General features: G+C 72.1%; 14 protein-coding genes. 11 read left to right on the top strand and 3 right to left on the bottom strand.

Going from position 1 to position 17,668, the window contains the following annotated elements; genetic code table 11:
• The first annotated feature begins 21 nt into the window (after positions 1-21).
• Both ACZ6K0_RS25815 and adhE read left to right on the top strand, forming a co-directional pair.
• Positions 22-915, top strand: a complete 894-nt coding sequence (locus tag ACZ6K0_RS25815) for a S1 family peptidase (protein WP_469234446.1) — start codon at positions 22-24, stop codon at positions 913-915.
• A gap of 159 nt (positions 916-1,074) precedes the next feature.
• On the top strand, positions 1,075-3,669 hold the full coding sequence (gene adhE, locus ACZ6K0_RS25810; RefSeq protein ID WP_469234447.1) for a bifunctional acetaldehyde-CoA/alcohol dehydrogenase: 2,595 nt from the start codon (positions 1,075-1,077) through the stop codon (positions 3,667-3,669).
• Between the two features lie 90 nt (positions 3,670-3,759).
• On the opposite strand, the gene ACZ6K0_RS25805 is transcribed toward adhE, so the two are convergent.
• Entirely contained in the window at positions 3,760-4,797 is a 1,038-nt protein-coding gene (locus ACZ6K0_RS25805; RefSeq protein WP_376407346.1) for a DUF3533 domain-containing protein, read from the bottom strand.
• Positions 4,798-4,979: 182 nt separating this feature from the next.
• Here ACZ6K0_RS25805 and ACZ6K0_RS25800 point away from each other — a divergent pair, with 182 nt between their 5' ends.
• The 4 genes from ACZ6K0_RS25800 to ACZ6K0_RS25785 all read left to right on the top strand — a co-directional run bounded on the left by ACZ6K0_RS25800 (position 4,980) and on the right by ACZ6K0_RS25785 (position 11,432).
• The gene (locus tag ACZ6K0_RS25800; protein WP_469234450.1) at positions 4,980-8,516 is read left to right on the top strand and encodes a DNA polymerase III subunit alpha; all 3,537 of its coding nucleotides are present in this window, start codon (positions 4,980-4,982) and stop codon (positions 8,514-8,516) included.
• Complete coding sequence (locus tag ACZ6K0_RS25795; RefSeq protein WP_376407350.1) at positions 8,513-9,472, top strand: DNA polymerase Y family protein; 960 nt, start codon at positions 8,513-8,515, stop codon at positions 9,470-9,472. Before ACZ6K0_RS25800 ends, ACZ6K0_RS25795 begins: the two co-directional genes overlap by 4 nt.
• A gap of 181 nt (positions 9,473-9,653) precedes the next feature.
• Positions 9,654-10,550: an esterase/lipase family protein gene (locus ACZ6K0_RS25790; RefSeq protein ID WP_376407352.1), complete on the top strand. Its 897-nt coding sequence runs from the start codon at positions 9,654-9,656 to the stop codon at positions 10,548-10,550.
• A gap of 129 nt (positions 10,551-10,679) precedes the next feature.
• The gene (locus ACZ6K0_RS25785; RefSeq protein ID WP_376407354.1) at positions 10,680-11,432 is read left to right on the top strand and encodes a D-Ala-D-Ala carboxypeptidase family metallohydrolase; all 753 of its coding nucleotides are present in this window, start codon (positions 10,680-10,682) and stop codon (positions 11,430-11,432) included.
• Between the two features lie 12 nt (positions 11,433-11,444).
• Here ACZ6K0_RS25785 and ACZ6K0_RS25780 read toward each other — a convergent pair whose 3' ends face one another.
• The gene (locus ACZ6K0_RS25780; RefSeq protein WP_469234453.1) at positions 11,445-12,476 is read right to left on the bottom strand and encodes a lytic polysaccharide monooxygenase auxiliary activity family 9 protein; all 1,032 of its coding nucleotides are present in this window, start codon (positions 12,474-12,476) and stop codon (positions 11,445-11,447) included.
• 364 nt (positions 12,477-12,840) lie between these two features.
• Complete coding sequence (locus ACZ6K0_RS25775) at positions 12,841-13,509, bottom strand: response regulator (RefSeq protein WP_376407358.1); 669 nt, start codon at positions 13,507-13,509, stop codon at positions 12,841-12,843.
• Positions 13,510-13,642: 133 nt separating this feature from the next.
• Here ACZ6K0_RS25775 and ACZ6K0_RS25770 point away from each other — a divergent pair, with 133 nt between their 5' ends.
• The 5 genes from ACZ6K0_RS25770 (at position 13,643) to ACZ6K0_RS25750 (ending at position 17,649) form a co-directional block, all read left to right on the top strand.
• Positions 13,643-14,626: a Bug family tripartite tricarboxylate transporter substrate binding protein gene (locus tag ACZ6K0_RS25770; protein ID WP_376407360.1), complete on the top strand. Its 984-nt coding sequence runs from the start codon at positions 13,643-13,645 to the stop codon at positions 14,624-14,626.
• Positions 14,623-15,174 carry a tripartite tricarboxylate transporter TctB family protein gene (locus ACZ6K0_RS25765; RefSeq protein ID WP_376407362.1) on the top strand — a complete coding sequence of 184 codons (552 nt, stop codon included), beginning with the start codon at positions 14,623-14,625 and terminating at the stop codon, positions 15,172-15,174. The genes ACZ6K0_RS25770 and ACZ6K0_RS25765 overlap by 4 nt, the downstream gene beginning before the upstream one ends.
• Before the next feature lie 3 nt (positions 15,175-15,177).
• On the top strand, positions 15,178-16,674 hold the full coding sequence (locus tag ACZ6K0_RS25760) for a tripartite tricarboxylate transporter permease (protein WP_469234457.1): 1,497 nt from the start codon (positions 15,178-15,180) through the stop codon (positions 16,672-16,674).
• Positions 16,671-17,150, top strand: a complete 480-nt coding sequence (locus ACZ6K0_RS25755; RefSeq protein ID WP_376407366.1) for a GNAT family N-acetyltransferase — start codon at positions 16,671-16,673, stop codon at positions 17,148-17,150. Before ACZ6K0_RS25760 ends, ACZ6K0_RS25755 begins: the two co-directional genes overlap by 4 nt.
• 79 nt (positions 17,151-17,229) lie before the next feature.
• On the top strand, positions 17,230-17,649 hold the full coding sequence (locus ACZ6K0_RS25750; RefSeq protein ID WP_376407368.1) for a DUF6299 family protein: 420 nt from the start codon (positions 17,230-17,232) through the stop codon (positions 17,647-17,649).
• Positions 17,650-17,668: the final 19 nt, after the last annotated feature.

Below are 17,668 nucleotides of genomic sequence, written 5' to 3'. Positions count from 1 at the left end.
TCCCCTCTGGAGGAACGAGAAGTGAGGACCACGCGCACCACCCCCACGAGAACCGTCCGGATGTTCGCCGTCGCCGTCGGTCTCGCCGCCGCCGCGGCGCTCGCCGTCCCCACCGCGAGCGCCGACTCCGCGCAGACCTTCGGCGCCGAGCGGCTCTCGGCGGCGAGCGACGCCGTGCTCGCCGCCGACGTGGCCGGCACCGCCTGGCACGTCGACACCGCCACCGGCGCGGTCGTCGTCACCGCCGACTCCACCGTCACCCCCGCCGAGATCGCGAAGATCAAGCGGCAGGCCGGGCCCGACGCGGGCGCGATCCGGGTCGAGCGGACGCCCGGCAGGTTCACCAAGCTGATCTCCGGCGGCGACGCGATCTACGCCGACGCCGGCTGGCGCTGCTCCCTGGGCTTCAACGTCCGGGACAGCGCGGGCGCCTACTACTTCCTCACCGCCGGTCACTGCACCGACGGCGCGGGCACCTGGTACTCCAGCTCCTCGCAGTCGACCGTCCTCGGCACCACGGCCGGGTCGAGCTTCCCGACCAACGACTACGGCATCGTCCGCTACACCAACAGCACGGTCACCAAGTCCGGCACCGTCGGCAGCGTGGACATCACCAGCGCCGCCAACGCGACCGTCGGCATGTCGGTCACCCGCCGGGGCTCCACCACCGGCATCCACAGCGGCTCGGTGACCGGCCTCAACGCCACCGTGAACTACGGCGGCGGGGACATCGTCTACGGCATGATCCGCACGAACGTCTGCGCCGAGCCGGGCGACTCCGGCGGCCCGCTGTACTCCGGCAGCCGGGCCATCGGCCTCACCTCGGGCGGCAGCGGCAACTGCTCCTCGGGCGGCACGACCTTCTTCCAGCCGGTGACGGAGGCGCTGAGCGCGTACGGCGTGAGCGTCTTCTAGCAACGACGGCAGGCGCGGACCGGAGTCCTCTTGTGAATCCGTTCACAAGAGGACTTCCGGCCCCTCCCTCCGGGTCTTTCTCCGGACCTTCTCGCAGGTCATCGGGTGTCGAATGGAGACATCAGAGAGAAAAAGGGACCCGAAGAAGGAGTACCTGCCATGGAGGCCAAGGAGATGGTGGACGGACTGGTCCAGGGAGCCCTCGCGGCGCTCGACCGGTTCGAGACCTTCGACCAGGAGCAGGTCGACCACATCGTGAAGAAGGCTTCGCTCGCGGCGCTGAGCGCGCACGGCGAACTGGCGAAGCTCGCCGTCGAGGAGACCGGGCGCGGCCTCTTCGAGGACAAGGCGGTCAAGAACCTCTTCGCCTGTGAGCACGTCACCCACTCGATGGCCGGTCTGAAGACCGCCGGAGTCATCCGCCGCGACGAGCTGAACGGCATCACCGAGATCGCCGAGCCCGTCGGCGTCGTCTGCGCGATGACCCCCGTCACCAACCCCACCTCGACGACGGTCTTCAAGGCGCTCATCGCCCTCAAGACCCGCAACCCCATCGTCTTCGCCTTCCACCCCTCCGCGCAGAAGTGCTCGGCCGAGGCCGCCAGGATCGTCCGCGACGCCGCCGTCGCCGCAGGCGCCCCCGAGGACTGCGTGCAGTGGGTCGACGAGCCCTCCATGGAGGCCACCCGCCTCCTCATGAACCACGAAGGCGTCTCCACCATCCTCGCCACCGGTGGAAACGCGATGGTCAGGGCCGCCTACTCGTGCGGCAAGCCCGCCCTCGGCGTCGGCGCCGGAAACGTCCCCGCGTACGTCACGAAGAGCGGAAAGCTCCCGCGGGCGATCCACGACATCGTGCTCTCCAAGGCCTTCGACAACGGCATGATCTGCGCCTCCGAACAGGCCGTGATCCTCGACGAGGAGGTGTACGAGGAGGGCATCGCCGAGTTCGAGCGGCTCGGCGCCCACGTCGTCACCGCCGCCGAGAAGACCAAACTGGAGGAGTACGTCTTCGGCACCACCGCCTACGCCACCAACTGCGGCGGCGCCAAGCTCAACGCGGCCGTCGTCGGCAGGTCCCCGCACTGGATCGCCGAACAGGCCGGCTTCGAGGTCCCCGAAGGCACCTCGATCCTCGTCGCCGAATGCGCCGAGGTCGGCGAGGCCGAGCCGCTCACCCGCGAGAAGCTCTCCCCGGTCCTGGCCGCCCTCAAGGCCGACTCCACCGAGCACGGCCTCGAACTCTCCGCCCGCATGGTCGAGTTCCACGGCCTCGGCCACAGCGCCGCGATCCACACCGAGGACGAGGCGCTCGCCGAGGAGTTCGGCAAGCGCGTCAAGGCGATCCGCGTCATCGTCAACGCCCCCTCCACCTTCGGCGGCATCGGCGACGTCTACAACTCCTTCCTCCCCTCGCTCACGCTCGGTTGCGGCTCGTACGGGCACAACTCCGTCTCGAACAACGTCACCGCGGTCAACCTGATCAACGTCAAGCGGATCGGACGGCGCAACACCAACATGCAGTGGTACAAGGTCCCGCCGAAGATCTACTTCGAGCGCAACGCCATCCGCTACCTCGGCGAGATGGAGGGCCTGAAGAGGGTCACCATCGTCACCGACCGGACCATGGGCGAGATCGGCTTCGTCCGGAAGATCACCGACATCCTCAACGGCCGCGAGGAGCCGGTCACCCTCCAGGTCATCGACTCCGTCGAGCCCAACCCGGAGCTCGCCACCGTCCAGGCCGGCGCCGCCGCCATGCGGGACTTCCGCCCGGACACCATCATCGCCCTCGGCGGCGGCTCCCCGATGGACGCGGCGAAGATCATGTGGCTGATGTACGAGCGGCCCGAGGTCGAGTTCGCGGACACCAAGGAGAAGTTCTTCGACATCCGCAAGCGCGCCTACCGCTTCCCGAAGCTCGGCGAGAAGGCCCGGCTCGTCGCGATCCCGACCACCTCGGGGACGGGCAGCGAGGTCACCCCCTTCGCGGTCATCTCCGACCCCGAGGCCGCGCAGAAGTACCCGCTCGCCGACTACGCGCTCACCCCGGACGTCGCCATCGTCGACCCGGTCCTTCCGCTGCACCTCCCGGCCACCGTCACCGCCGACTCCGGCTTCGACGCCCTGACCCACGCCACCGAGGCGTACGTCTCCGCCTACGCCAACGACTTCACCGACGGCCAGTGCCTCCAGGCCGTCAAGCTGATCTTCGAGAACCTGGAGACCTGTGTGACGGAGGGCGCCAGGGCGCCCGAGGCCCGCGAGAAGATGCACAACGCGTCCACCATCGCCGGCATGGCCTTCGCCAACGCCTTCCTCGGCCTGGTCCACGCCATGGCCCACACCCTCGGCAACACCTTCCACGTCGCCCACGGCCGCACCAACGCGCTGCTGCTCCCGCACGTGATCCGCCACAACGGCACCGTCACCCACAAGGCCGTGCCGTGGCCGAAGGCCGAGGTCTACCGGGCCCCGGAGCGGTTCCAGGAGATCGCGCGGATGCTCGGCCTGCCGGCCGCGACACCGGAGGAGGGCGTGGAGTCGTACGCCCGCGCGGTGGAGGAGCTGCGCGACCGGTGCGGCATCCCGGCCTCCTTCCAGGAGGAGGGCGTCGACGAGGCGGCCTTCCTGGCGGCCCTGCCGCAGCAGGCGATGAACGCGTACGCCGACCAGTGCGCGCCGGCCAACCCGCGGATGCCGATGATCGACGACATGAAGGAACTGATGACCCGGGCGTACTACGGGAAGTAGACCTCGGTACTCGGTACCCGGTACTCGGTACCCGGTACGGCGAAGGGCCCCCGGCGGAGCGATCCGCCGGGGGCCCTTCGCGTGCGGTGGTCAGGGACGGGCCTCGCCCAGCTCCTCCGCGATCGGCTCGGACTCGGGCTTCCGCTTCAGCGAGGACATCACCAGGGTGACGACGGAGCCGACGACCGCCCAGGCCGAGAGGACCAGCATCGAGGAGGTCATGTCGTTGCCCTTGAAGTACGCGATCGAGCGCGCCGCCCAGGTGCCGGCGCCCGGCGGCAGGGCGGGACCGATCGCCTTCCAGAACGGGGGCAGCATCGGCAGCGGGAAGGCGCCGCCGGCGCTCGGGTTGCCCGCGACCACGATGAGGAGGATCGCCAGGCCGATGCCGACGATCCCGAAGACCGACTGCAGGGCGAGGGTGGCGGCGCCGACGGCGAAGACGACCAGGGTGCCCAGGCCCCACAGGGCCGCGATGCTGCCGGGCAGGGCGCCCAGGATCGGCCCGACGATGATCGCGCCGCCGAGGCCGCCGAGGATCGCGTAGAGCGCCAGGACGCCGAGGCGGATGATCGCGCGCTCGCGGTTCGCGGGCCGGGAGCCCGCGCTGATCGCCAGGATCGCGGCGCAGATGTAGCCGCCGACGCACCAGCCGACGACGAGGTAGAAGGCGGAGAGTCCGTCGAAGTCCTCCGGCGACGCGGGGGCCACGTCGACCGTCCTCAGGGTGCGCTGCTGGGTCGCCTCCACCTTGGTGAAGATCGTCTCCAGGGCGGAGGAGAGCACGGTGCCGCCGCCGGAGGCGACGAGCAGGGTGTCGGTGCGGCCGGTGGGGTCGACGAGGAGGGCCCCGTCGATGTCCCGGTTCAGGATCTGCTGCCGCGCCTCGGCCTCGTCGGTGACGGCCCGGGGGTCGAGCGGCTCGCCGGGGAGCTTCTCCAGCTGCCCCACGAGCTGCGCGGAGACCTGTGGGGGCGCGACGACGCCGAAGGGGACGTCCGTCGGCTTCGGGTGGTGCAGGGCCCCGACGTACGAGGTGATGAACAGGAGCTGGAGGGCGAAGACGCCGACGACGAGCAGGGCGGCTCGGGGGGTGACAGCGCTTTTCAGTTCATCGACGAGACTCATGCCCCCCAGGCTCCGGGGAGGGCGGTGTTTCCGCAGGTGGGAGGGAGCCGAATGGCTGACTCGGGGAGCGGTGGGGTGTCGTCCGTACGGGTTATCGTACGCACGTTCGAAATGGGCTAGGGTGGGGACGAGGGGGTGGGAACGTACGTACGAATTCGATGCGGGAGTGCGGGAGGTGCGCCATGCCGGGATTCACGCACCTGCACACCGCGTCGGGCTACTCCCTGCGCTACGGGGCCTCGCACCCCGAACGGCTGGCCGGCCGCGCCGCCGAGCGGGGCATGGACGCACTCGCCCTGACCGACCGCGACACCCTCTCCGGCGCGGTCCGCTTCGCGAAGGCGTGCGCGAAGGAGGGCATCCGCCCCCTGTTCGGCGTGGACCTGGCCTGCGAGGTCCCCGCCACCCCCGAACCCGGCTCCGCCGGCCGGGCTTCTGCCGGTCCGGGTTCCGCGGTCTGGGGCTCTGCCGGTCGGGCTTCCGGCGGTCCGGGCTCCGTCGACCCGGGCTCCGCCCGCCGGGTGCCCGTGCGCGGCGGCGCCTTCGTCGACGAGTCCGCGCCCCGCGCCCTCTTCCTCGCCCGCTCCCGCGCCGGGTGGGCCTCCCTCTGCGCCATGATCACCGCCGCCCACGCCGGGACGGGTGGGGGAGGTGCGGGCGAGCAGCCCCTGCTGCCCTGGGCCGCCGGCCACGACGAGGGCCTGACCGTGCTGCTCGGCCCCGCGTCCGACGTCGGCCGCGCCCTCGCCGCGGGCCGCCCCGACCGGGCCGCCCGGCTGCTCGCCCCCTGGCGCGAGCGGTACGGCGACGCGCTGCGCCTGGAGGCCGTCCACCACGGCCGTACCGGCACAGGACCCGGTTCCCTGCGGCTCGCCGCCCGTACCGTCGGCTTCGCCGCCGAGCAGGGCGTCCGGCCCGTCCTCACCAACGCCGTCCGCTACGCCGACCCCGGCCAGGGGCCCGTCGCCGACGTCCTCGACTCCGCCCGCCGCCTCGTCCCGATCGACCCCCGCAAGGAGCTCGACAGCGGAGAGGCCTGGCTCAAGGGCGCCGAAGGGCCCGACGGCATGCTGGCCGCCGCCGAGCTGATCGTCGAGGCCGCGGGCTTCCGCCGGGACGCCGCCCACCGGCTGCTCGACCAGACCGCGGCGGTCGCCGCCGCCTGCCTGGTCGACCCCGAGGACGACCTCGGCATCGGCTCCGCGCACTTCCCGGAGCCGTACCTCGTCGGCGCCGAGCACCGCACCGCCCAGCGCGTCCTCACCTCCCGGGCCGCCGCCGGCATGGTCCTCAAGGGGTACGGGAACCGGCGCGCCTACTGGGACCGAATGCACCGCGAGCTGGACGTCATCGCCCACCACGGCTTCGCCACCTACTTCCTGACGGTCGCCCAGGTCGTCGACGACGTCCGGGGCATGGGGATCCGGGTCGCCGCCCGGGGCTCCGGCGCCGGCTCCCTCGTCAACCACCTCCTCGGCATCGCCCACGCCGACCCGGTCGAGCACGGCCTGCTGATGGAGCGCTTCCTGTCCAAGCGCCGCACCGCCCTGCCCGACATCGACGTCGACGTGGAGTCCGCCCGCCGCCTGGAGGTGTACCGGGCGATCATCGGCCGCTTCGGCACCGAACGGGTCGCCACCGTCTCCATGCCCGAGACCTACCGGGTCCGCCATGCCGTACGGGACGTGGGCGCGGCCCTCTCCCTGGACCCGGCCGAGACCGACCGGATCGCCAAGGCCTTCCCGCACATCCGCGCCCGGGACGCGCTCGCCGCCCTCGACGAACTGCCCGAACTGCGCGAACTCGCGGGGGAGCGGGAGAAGTACGGCCGGCTCTGGGAGCTGGTCGAGGCGCTCGACGCCCTCCCGCGCGGCATCGCCATGCACCCCTGCGGGGTCCTGCTCTCGGACGCCTCGCTGCTCACCCGTACCCCCGTGGTCCCCACCAGCGGCGAGGGCTTCCCCATGTCGCAGTTCGACAAGGAGGACGTGGAGGACCTCGGGCTGCTCAAGCTCGACGTCCTCGGCGTGCGCATGCAGTCCGCGATGGCCCACGCCGTCGCCGAGGTCGCCCGAGCCACCGGCACCCGGCCGGACATCGACGCGATCCCGGAGGGCGACCCCGAGACGTACCGGCTCATCCGCTCCACCGAGACCCTCGGCTGCTTCCAGATCGAGTCCCCGGGCCAGCGCGACCTCGTCGGCCGGCTCCAGCCCGCGACCTTCCACGACCTCGTCGTCGACATCTCGCTCTTCCGGCCGGGACCGGTCGCCGCCGACATGGTCCGCCCCTTCATCGAGGCCCGGCACGGCCGCGCCCCCGTCCGCTACCCGCACCCCGACCTGGAGGGCCCGCTGAAGGAGACGTACGGCGTGGTCGTCTTCCACGAGCAGATCATCGAGATCGTCCGGATCGTGACCGGCTGCGGTCGCGACGAGGCCGACCAGGTGCGGCGCGGGCTCTCGGACCCCGAGTCGCAGGGCCGGATCAAGGTCTGGTTCGCGCGGCAGGCCACGGCGCGCGGATACGACGCCGAGGTCGTCGCCCGCACCTGGGAGATCGTGGAGGCCTTCGGCTCGTACGGCTTCTGCAAGGCGCACGCGGTGGCCTTCGCCGTGCCGACGTACCAGTCGGCCTGGCTCAAGGCGCACCACCCGGCGGCCTTCTACGCGGGGCTGCTCACCCACGACCCCGGCATGTACCCCAAGCGGCTGCTGCTCGCGGACGCGCGGCGGCGCGGGGTGCCGGTGCTGCCGCTGGACGTGAACCGCTCGGCGGTCGCCCACTGTATCGAACTGGTGTCCGATCGCCCGGTGCTGTGGGGCCTCCGGCTCGGCCTCGCCGACGTCCACGGCATCGCCGGGACCGAGAGCGCCCGCATCGAGGCCGGACAGCCCTACGCCTCCCTGCTCGACTTCTGGGAGCGGGCCCGCCCGCGCACCCCCGTCGCCGAACGCCTCGCCCAGGTCGGCGCGTTGGACGCCTTCGGCGCCAACCGCCGCGACCTCCTGCTCCACCTCACCGAACTCCGGCGCATCCACCGGGGAGCCGCCTCCCACGGCGGCCAACTCCCGCTCGCCCAGGGCGGGAAGACCGCCCCCGTCGGCCTGCCCGACCTCGACGACACGGAACGCCTCAGCGCCGAGCTCGGCATCCTCGGCATGGACGCCTCCCGCCACCTCATGGACGACCACCACGCCTTCCTCCGCGAACTCGGCGTCGTCTCCGCCCAGCGGCTGCGCGACACCCCCCACGGCCGGACCGTCCTGGTCGCGGGCGCCAAGGCCGCCACCCAGACCCCGCCGATCCGCTCCGGGAAACGGGTCATCTTCAGCACGCTCGACGACGGCACGGGCCTGGTCGACCTCGCCTTCTTCGACGACGCCCACGAGCGCTGCGCCCACACCGTCTTCCACTCCTGGCTGCTCCTCGTCCGGGGCGTGGTGCAGCGGCGCGGCCCGCGCAGCCTCAGCGTGGTCGGCTCGGCTGCCTGGAACCTCGCCGAACTGGTCGAACTGCGGGCCTCCGGCGGCCTGGAAGCGGTGGGGGCGCGGCTCGCGGAGCCCGCGCCGACCGGCGGGGACGGCGATTCCGGCCGCCGCATCGCGATGTCCACCGGCTACGAGATGAACCCCTGGGCGGACCTCAAGCCGGCCGGCGAAGGCGCGACGACGCCGCCGAGGAAGCTCTGGCACAGCAGCCCGGGGAGCGCGGGATGATCCTCTGCGTACGCTTCCGCCTCGCACCGGAGCGGGAAGCCCTGCTTCCCCGACTGGTGGAACTCCTGGGCGAGTTCACCCCGACCGTCGAGGCCGCCCCGCCCTCCGAGGCGCTCGCCGACGTGCGCGGCGCGCTGCGCTACTTCGACTGGAGCCCCGTCGAACTCGCCTCGGTGATCCGGGTCCGGGCGCTCGCCCTGTACGGCGTCGACTGCGTCATCGGCGCCGGGCCCAACCCCATGCTGGCCCGGATGGCGGCCCGCGAGGCCCGGCCCGGCGTCACCCTCGTCGTCGAGGACCCGGCCGCCTTCCTGCGCGACCGGCCGGTCGTCGCGCTCGACGGCGTCGGCCGCGCCACCGCCCGTACCCTCTGCGGCTACGGACTCGACTCCGTCGGCCGCGTCGCGGACGCGCCGCTCGCCGTGCTCCAGCGGCTCGTCGGCGCGAGGGCCGGCCGTGAGGTGTGGGAGCGGGCGCGGGGCGTCGACCGCACCCCCGTCGTCCCGAACGCGGTCTCCCGGTCGGCAGCGGCCGAACGCTCCTTCCCGTACGACGAGGTCGACCGGACCGAGCACCGCAGGGCCCTCCTCTCGCTCGCCGTCGAACTCGGCGCCCGGCTGCGGACGGAGGGGCAGGTGTGCCGCTCGCTCGCGCTCACCGTGCGGTACGCGGACCGGACCACGACGACCCGGAGCCGTACGCTGCCCGAACCGACCGCCCACTCGGCGGCCCTCGGCGCCCTCGCGTACGCGCTCCACGACGCCCTCGGCCTCCAGCGGGCCCGGGTACGGGGGATCACGCTGCGCGCCGAGGGCCTGACGGGTGCCGAAGGGGCCGCGCACCAGCTGTCCCTGGACCCGGCGGACGAGAAGGCGCGGCGGATCGAGGCGGTGGCGGACCGGGCGCGGGCGAAGTTCGGTCCGAGGGCGGTGCTGCCGGGGTCGCTGGCGGCCTGAAAGGGCCCCCGATTACTCCGTTGTGACGAGGCGGCACTTTTTACCGACGCGTAACTTCCCAGCCGAGGCTACCCGTGCGTAGCTTGGCTGAAGCGCATCCCCACCGCGCATCCCCACTTGTGGTCCGGGCCGCAGGGCACAGCACCCCCACCATCCCCTTGAGCCGCAAGGAGATCGCCCGATGCTGCCCCCGAAGTCCCGGAAGCCCGGGAAGTCCTGGAAGCGTGCCGTCAGAGCGCTGTCCGTCCTGCTGCTGACCGCCGCCGCCACGCTCGCCCCCACCGTCACCGCCTCGGCCCAGACGGAGACCGCCACCGCCGGTCGTGGCTGGAACGACTTCTCCTGCAAGCCCTCCGCCGCGCACCCCCGCCCGGTCGTCCTCGTCCACGGCACCTTCGGGAACGCCGTCGACAACTGGCTCGTTCTCGCGCCGTACCTCGTCAACCGCGGCTACTGCGTCTTCTCGCTCGACTACGGCCAGTTGCCGAACGTGCCCCTGTTCCACGGCCTCGGCCCCATCGCGAAGTCCGCCGAGCAGCTCGACGCGTACGTCGACCGGGTCCTCGCCGCGACCGGCGCCCCCGAGGCGGACCTCGTCGGGCACTCGCAGGGCGGCATGATGCCCCGCTGGTACCTCAAGTTCCTCGGCGGGGCCGAGAAGGTGAACACGCTCGTCGGGATCGCCCCCGACAACCACGGCACCACCCTCCTCGGCCTCACCAAGCTCCTGCCGTACTTCCCCGGGGCCGAGGACCTGATCAGCTCCACGACGCCGGGCCTGGCCGACCAGATCGCCGGCTCGCCGTTCATCACCAAGCTCAACGAGGGCGGCGACACGGTCCCCGGTGTCCGCTACCACGTCATCGCGTCCCAGTACGACGAGGTGGTCACCCCGTACCGCTCGCAGTTCCTGTCAGGCCCGAACGTCACCAACGTCCTCATCCAGGACAAGTGCGCGCTCGACCTCTCCGAGCACGTGGCGATCGGCACGGTGGACCGGGTCACCTTCCACGAGGTGGCCAACGCCCTCGACCCGGCCCACGCGACCCCGACCACCTGCCTGTCGGTGATCGGCTAGAGCCGGTACCGCCATTGGGCCGACAAATGACGCTCGTCAGGCGTGGTTGACGCGCGTCGACGCGCCGGTCAGTCTCGGGGGTGGCCCGGCCACGGGTCGCCCCCGGTCTTGTGAGGCAATGGAGGCTCGATGCCCCGAGGTACCGCACATTCCAAGCCCGTCCGCCTTCTTCTCTCGATTGTCATGCTCATGGCTTCCGTGGTGGGCGGGGTGGTGGTCACCGCCGGCACCGCTCACGCCGACGGCTGCTACACCTGGTCGCGCACCCTCTCCGAGGGAGCCTCCGGCTCCGATGTGACGGAACTGCAGATCCGGGTGGCCGGCTATCCCGGCTACGGCGGCGTCCTCGCGATCGACGGCGCCTTCGGCCCCGGTACCGCCGCGGCCGTCAAGCGCTTCCAGGCCGCCTACGGACTGGCCGCCGACGGGGTCGCGGGCCCGGCGACCTTCAGCAAGATCTACAGCCTTCAGGACGACGACTGCACACCGGTCCACTTCACCTACGCCGAGCTGAACACCTGCAACAGCACCTGGGCGGGCGGCGCGGTGAGCGCCGCCACCGCCAAGTCCAACGCGCTGCGCACCATGTGGAAGCTGGAGGCCCTCCGGCACGCGCTCGGCGACCAGTCCATCCGGGTCACCAGCGGTTTCCGCAGCCAGGCCTGCAACGACGCGGTCGGCGGGGCCGCGTCGAGCCGTCACCTGTACGGCGACGCGGCCGACCTCGGCTCCGGCCCCCACTCGCTGTGCCTCCTCGCCCAGCAGGCCCGCAACCACGGCTTCAACGGCATCCTCGGCCCCGGATACCCGGGCCACAGCGACCACACCCACGTCGACCACCGCCCCAGCCGCTTCTGGTCCGCCTCCGGCTGCGGCATCTGACCCGGCCGACGCCTACTGCTGGGTACGCCGCCGCCGGGCCGTCCCGAAGAGCACGGCCGCGCCGAGCGCGAGCACGGCGGCGCCACCGACCGCGAGGTACGGGGTGCCGGCGTCGCCCCCGGTCTCGGCGAGGAGCTCATCCGAGCCGGCACCGGAACCGGCGGCGGGAGCGGGCGCGTTGGGCACCTGAGTGGCCTCCGCGCCCGCGGTCTCGGCGGCGTCCGGGCTCTCGGCCCCGGCCTCGCCCCCGGTCCCGGCGGTGGTCGGCGCCGGAGCGGCCGCCGTCTCCTCCGCCCCGGTCGACGGGTCGGCGTCCCCGTGCCCGCCGTGCTCGACGGAGGACTCGTCCTTCCCGTCCTCGATCTGCTCCTCGCTCGGCGCGGAGGCGGTCGGCGCCGGAGCGGCACCGCCGGTCTCCTCCCCGAACACCACGTCGGAGCAGGTGTAGAACGCCTCGGGGGAGTCGGAGCGCTGCCAGATCGAGTAGATCAGGTGCCGCCCGGACTTCTTCGGCACGGTGCCCTGGAAGACGTAGTCGCCGCTCTCCATCCGCGGATCGGTCACCGTCGCGAACGGCTTCGCCTCCAGGTCCGACCACGTCAGCGGCTTCGTCGGGTCGTACCCGTCCTTCGTCACGTACAGCTCGAACGAACCCCGGTGCGGAGCGGTCCCCTTGTAACGGAAGGTGTGCGCCCCGGAGTCCAGCCGGCTCGCGGGCCAGTCGGCCCGCGCCAGGTCGAGCCCCCGGTACTTGTCGTTGCCCGCGCTGCACAGCTTGCCGTCCGGGATCAGGTCCCGGTGCTTCCCGGCGGCGTTGGCGATGTTCACCGCGTTCCAGTCGTAGAACGCCTGGGCGCCACTCGCCGCCACCGCGGCCTTGCAGGCCGCCGACCGCGGCGCCTCGGGCCCCTCCGCGTAACAGGCCGAGACCCGGCTCACCGGATCCGTCATCGACCCGTGCGCGAACGCGGGCGCCGACGCGAGCCCGGACAGACCCAACAGGGCGGTGACGGTGACGGCCGCGGCCGTACGGCGAGAAGTCATGGGGGGACAGCTCCTTCACGAGGGTGGGGCGTGGGGGGTTGGCAAGGAAGCTAGCCGCCCGGAAGCGTGAAAAAGCCGGTGAAGAAGGGGAGATGGCGATCCTTAGGACCGCTTTAAGGCAGGCGTAAGAGGCGGCTGAGGAACCGCCTCCCCCCGCTGTGCGCCGGGGCTCAGAGGGCTCCTGCCACGTCGCAGCTCGTCCAGTCGCCGGACTGGCTCGGGGGCACGTAGCACTGCGCGGCCCGGGTCACGTACGTGTGGCTGGACGGTGCCGGGGCTGGTCCGCGACCGGCAGTCGGAACCCTAGGGATGGTGTCCGCCGCCCGGCCGTCCCAGCCCTCCCAGGGATGTCCCGTCCGTACCCCTAGCCCAGGCGCCGGTACCGCCGCTCCGGGCGGCCCGTCCCCCCGTACCGCAGCGTGATCTCCGCGCGGCCCGTCTGGGCGAAGTACTCCAGGTAGCGGCGGGCGCTCACGCGGGAGAGGGAGCCGGCTTCCGCGCATTCCGTGGCCGAGAGGCCTTCCGGGTGGGCGCGGAGGATCGAGTCGACCAGGTCGGCCGTGTGGGCGGCGAGGCCCTTCGGGAGTTCGCGGGAGCCCCGCGGGCGGGTGCCGAAGATCTGGTCCACGTCCTCCTGGCGGGCCTCGCCGAGGTCGTCGAGGCGGCTGCGCAGCGAGGCCACGTGGCGCAGCTGCTCGTGCAGCGCCGCCTGGCTGAACGGCTTGATCAGGTAGTGCAGCGCCCCGGCACGTAGGGCTTCGCGGATCGTGCTCACGTCCCGCGCCGCCGTGATGAACAGCGCGTCCATGCCCATGCCCGCGGCGCGCAGCTCCCGCAGCACCTGGATGCCGTCCATGTCCGGCAGGAAGACGTCGAGCAGCACCAGGTCGGGCCGGAGCCGCTCGGCCGCGCGCAGCGCCTCGGCGCCGCTGTGCGCGACCCCGGACACGGTGAAGCCCTCCACCGCCGACACATAGCGGCAGTGCAGCTTGGCGACCATGAAGTCGTCGTCCACCACCAGCACATTCGTCACGCCGACACGCTAGGTCGCGACCACAACGACCACAACGTCCATTGATTGCGGAAGAGAGACAGCTTCTTCACGTACCGGCAACATGTGGGCCACCTCACACCCCCATTTCTCTCCTTCCTGAGAGGCGGCACACGTGCGTCTGCGCACTCCCCTCGCTCTCCTCGGGTCGGCGTTGCTGGTCCTTGTCGGCCCGCCGCTGCTCACCAGCGGCAGCGACACCGACACCGGCACGCAGATACCCGGACTGCGCTTCATGGTCCCCAACACCCCCGGCGGCGGATACGACATCACCGCCCGTACCGCCGCCAAGAACGCCGAGGAGGCGGGCCTCACCGGCGACATCGAGGTGTTCAACCTGCCCGGCGCGGGCGGCACCGTCGGCCTCACCCGGCTCGTCGGCGAACGCGGCAACGGCCGCCTCGCCATGTCCATGGGCCTCGGCGTCGTCGGCGCCGTCCACACCAACAAGACCCCCAGGACCCTCGCCGACACCACCCCGATCGCCCGGCTCACCGAGGAGCAGGACATCGTCGTGGTCGGCAAGGACTCCCCGTACAAGACGATCCAGGAGCTGCTGGCCGTCTGGAAGAAGGACCCCGGCAAGCTGCCCGTCGGCGGCGGCTCCTCGCCCGGCGGGCCCGACCACCTCGCCCCGATGCTGATGGCCCAGGCCGCCGGCATCGCCCCCAAGGACGTCAACTACGTCCCCTTCGACGGCGGCGGCGAACTCCTCGCCTCCATCCTCGGCAACAAGGTCGGCTTCGGTGTCTCCGGCGTCGGCGAGTACCTCGACCAGATCAAGGCGGGCGAGCTCCGCCTCCTCGCCGTCACCGGTCCGAAGCGCGTCCCCGGCCTCGACGCCCCCACCCTCCGCGAGGCGGGTCTCGACACCGAGTTCACCAACTGGCGCGGCATCGTCGCCCCGCCCGGCCTGTCCGACGCCGAACGCGAGAAGCTCGTCGGCCTCGCCACCGAGCTGCACGCCTCGCCGCAGTGGCGGGAGTCCCTGAAGACCCACGGCTGGAACGACGCCTTCCTGCCCGGCGAGGAGTTCGGCGAGTTCCTCACGGCACAGGACCGACGTGTCGCCTCCGTCCTCAAGGAGCTCGGACTGTGACCACCACGAACACCACCGAGAAGACCGAGGAGACCGGGAAGACCGGGAAGGCCGGGAAGAACTGGCTGCGCGAGCGGTCCGAGCTCGGCGTCGGCGTCCTCCTCTTCCTCCTCGGCGTCCTCGTCCTCACCGACGCCCTCACCCTCGACACCGACGTCACCGGCCGCGGCCCCGTAGGCCCCGCCACCGTCCCCCTCGTCGTCGGCTGCGGCCTCCTCGTCGTCGCCGTCCTCCTCACCGTCGACGTCCTGCGCGGCGGCCGCGGCGAGGCCGAGGGCGGCGAGGACGTCGACCTGACCGAGCCCGCCGACTGGCGCACCGTCCTGCTCCTCGCCGGCGTCTTCCTCGCCTTCGCCGTCCTCATCGGCCCCCTCGGCTTCCCCGTCGCCGGCGCCCTCCTCTTCTGGGGAGCGGCCTACGCCCTCGGCAGCCGCCACCTCCACCGCGACCCGCTGATCGCGGCCGCCCTCTCCCTCCTCACCTACGGCGTCTTCGACAAGCTGCTCGGCGTCCCGCTGCCCGGCGGCCCGCTGATGGGAGTGATCTGATCCATGGATTCCCTGTACTCCCTCATCGACGGCTTCGGGACCGCCCTCACCCCGATCAACCTGCTGTGGGCCGCCGTCGGCGTGCTCCTCGGCACCGCCATCGGCGTCCTGCCCGGCATCGGCCCCGCCATGGCCGTCGCCCTGCTGCTCCCGGTGACGTACGGACTCGAACCGACCGGCGCGTTCATCATGTTCGCCGGCATCTACTACGGCGCCATGTTCGGCGGCTCCACCACCTCGATCCTGCTCAACACCCCCGGCGAGAGCGCCGCCGTCGTCGCCGCCATCGAGGGCAACCCGATGGCCAAGGCGGGCCGCGGCGCGCAGGCGCTCGCCGCCGCCGCGATCGGCCACTTCGCCGGCGGCATGATCGGCACGATCCTGCTCGTCGTCCTCGCCCCGACCGTCGCCGCGCTCGCCGTCGACATCGGCGCCCCGGACTACTTCGCGCTCATGGTCCTCGCCTTCATCGCGGTGACCTCCGTCCTCGGCTCCTCCCGCATCCGCGGCCTCGCCTCCCTCCTCATCGGCCTCACGATCGGTCTGGTCGGCCTCGACCAGATGACCGGCCAGCAGCGCCTCACCTTCGGCTCCCTCCAGCTCGCCGACGGCGTCGACGTCGTCATCGTCGCGGTCGGCCTCTTCGCGATCGGCGAGGCCCTGTGGGTCGCCGCGCACCTGCGCCGCACGACGGGCGAGGCCATCCCCGTCGGCCGGCCGTGGCTCGGCAGGGACGACGTGAAGCGGACCTGGAAGTCCTGGCTGCGCGGGCCCCTCATCGGCTTCCCGTTCGGCGCGATCCCGGCCGGCGGCGCCGAGATCCCCACCTTCCTGTCGTACGTCACGGAGAAGCGGCTCTCGAAGAACAAGGACCAGTTCGGCAAGGGCGCCATCGAGGGCGTCGCCGGACCCGAGTCGGCGGCCTCGGCCTCCGCGGCCGGCACCCTCGTCTCGATGCTCACCCTCGGCCTGCCCACGACCGCCGTGGCCGCCGTGATGCTCGCCGCCTTCCAGCAGTACGGCATCCAGCCCGGCCCGCTGCTCTTCGAGCGGGAACCCGACCTGGTGTGGGGCCTGATCGCCTCGCTCTTCGTCGGCATGGTGCTGCTGCTCGCCCTCAACCTGCCGCTCGCGCCCGTCTGGGCCAAGCTCCTTCGCATCCCGCGCCCGTACCTCTACGCCGGCATCCTCTTCTTCGCCGCCGTCGGCGCGTACACGGTGGGCGGCGAGGCGCTCGACCTGGTCATCCTGCTCGTCATCGGGCTCATCGGCCTCGGGATGCGGCGGTACGGCCTTCCGGTGCTGCCCGCCGTCATCGGCGTCATCCTCGGCCCGGCCGCCGAACAGCAGCTCCGCCGCGCCCTCCAGATCAGCGACGGCTCCGTGACGGGCCTGGTGAACACCCCGTTCTCGGTCACCGTGTACGCCGTCGTCGTGATCCTGCTCGCCTGGCCGCTGCTGAGGAAGGTGATCCTCCGCCGTCGTAATGTGACGGTATGACAGATGGCGTGACAGATGACGACGTGATCCGCCCGGCGGGCACCGCCGACGTGCCCGCCGTGAAGGCCGTGATCGACGCGGCCTTCCACCCCTACATCGAACGGATCGGTCTCGTACCGGCCCCGATGGAGGCGGACCACGCGGCGAACGTGGCCGCCGGGCTCGTCTTCGTGACCGGTGCCCCCGTGCGGGGGCTCGTGGTCGTCGTCCCCGAGACCGATCACCTCTACCTCGACGCGATCGCCGTCCACCCCGACGCCCGGGGCACCGGCCTGGGCCGCACCCTCCTGCGGTGGGTGGAGGCGCGGGCGCGACAGCTCGGCCTCCCCGAGGTGCGGCTGCTCACCAACGCGATGATGTGGGAGAACCAGAAGCTGTACGAGCGGTACGGCTACGAGGTCGTCGAGCGGCGCGCGGACGGACCGTACGATCGTATCCACTACCGAAAATTCCTCAACTCGCCCCCGATGGGGTGAGTTTCGGACACCGAGCGGCTTGATCCGGTATCCCTGGCGGGCAGCACCATCCCCCCCACGCCCCGAAGGGACCCCGCTCATGCGCGTCCGTACCACCCTCGCCGCACTCGCCGCAGGCCTCCTGCTCGCCGCCGCCGTCGCCCCTCTCGCCCAGGCGGGAGAGGCCGACGGCCTCTCCGTCCACGGACACGGAACCGTCGGCGCCGACAGCACCGTCACCCTCTCCGGCACGTACCGCTGTGTCGACGACAGCGCGGGTCCCGTCTTCGTCAGCTCCACCCTCGTTCAGGGGAACCGTTCCTCCGGCATCGGCGGCACCCAGGCCGTGTGCGACGGGGAGACCCACGAGTGGGTCAACACCTCCGTCGTGAAGGACCCCGCCTACCGGCCGGGCGCCGCCCGGGTCGAGGCCCATCTCATGCAGCTCACGGCCGGCGGGACGGGCCTCCCGACGCCCGGCTTCCTCGCGACGGAGAAGGCGGACGTCGAGCTGCACTGACCGAGGGCGGCGAGCTGCA

The sequence above is a fragment of the Streptomyces sp. NPDC042346 genome (assembly GCF_055581845.1).
The sequence above is the reverse complement of the archived record's forward strand: the minus strand, read 5'-3'. Positions and strand labels throughout refer to the sequence as shown.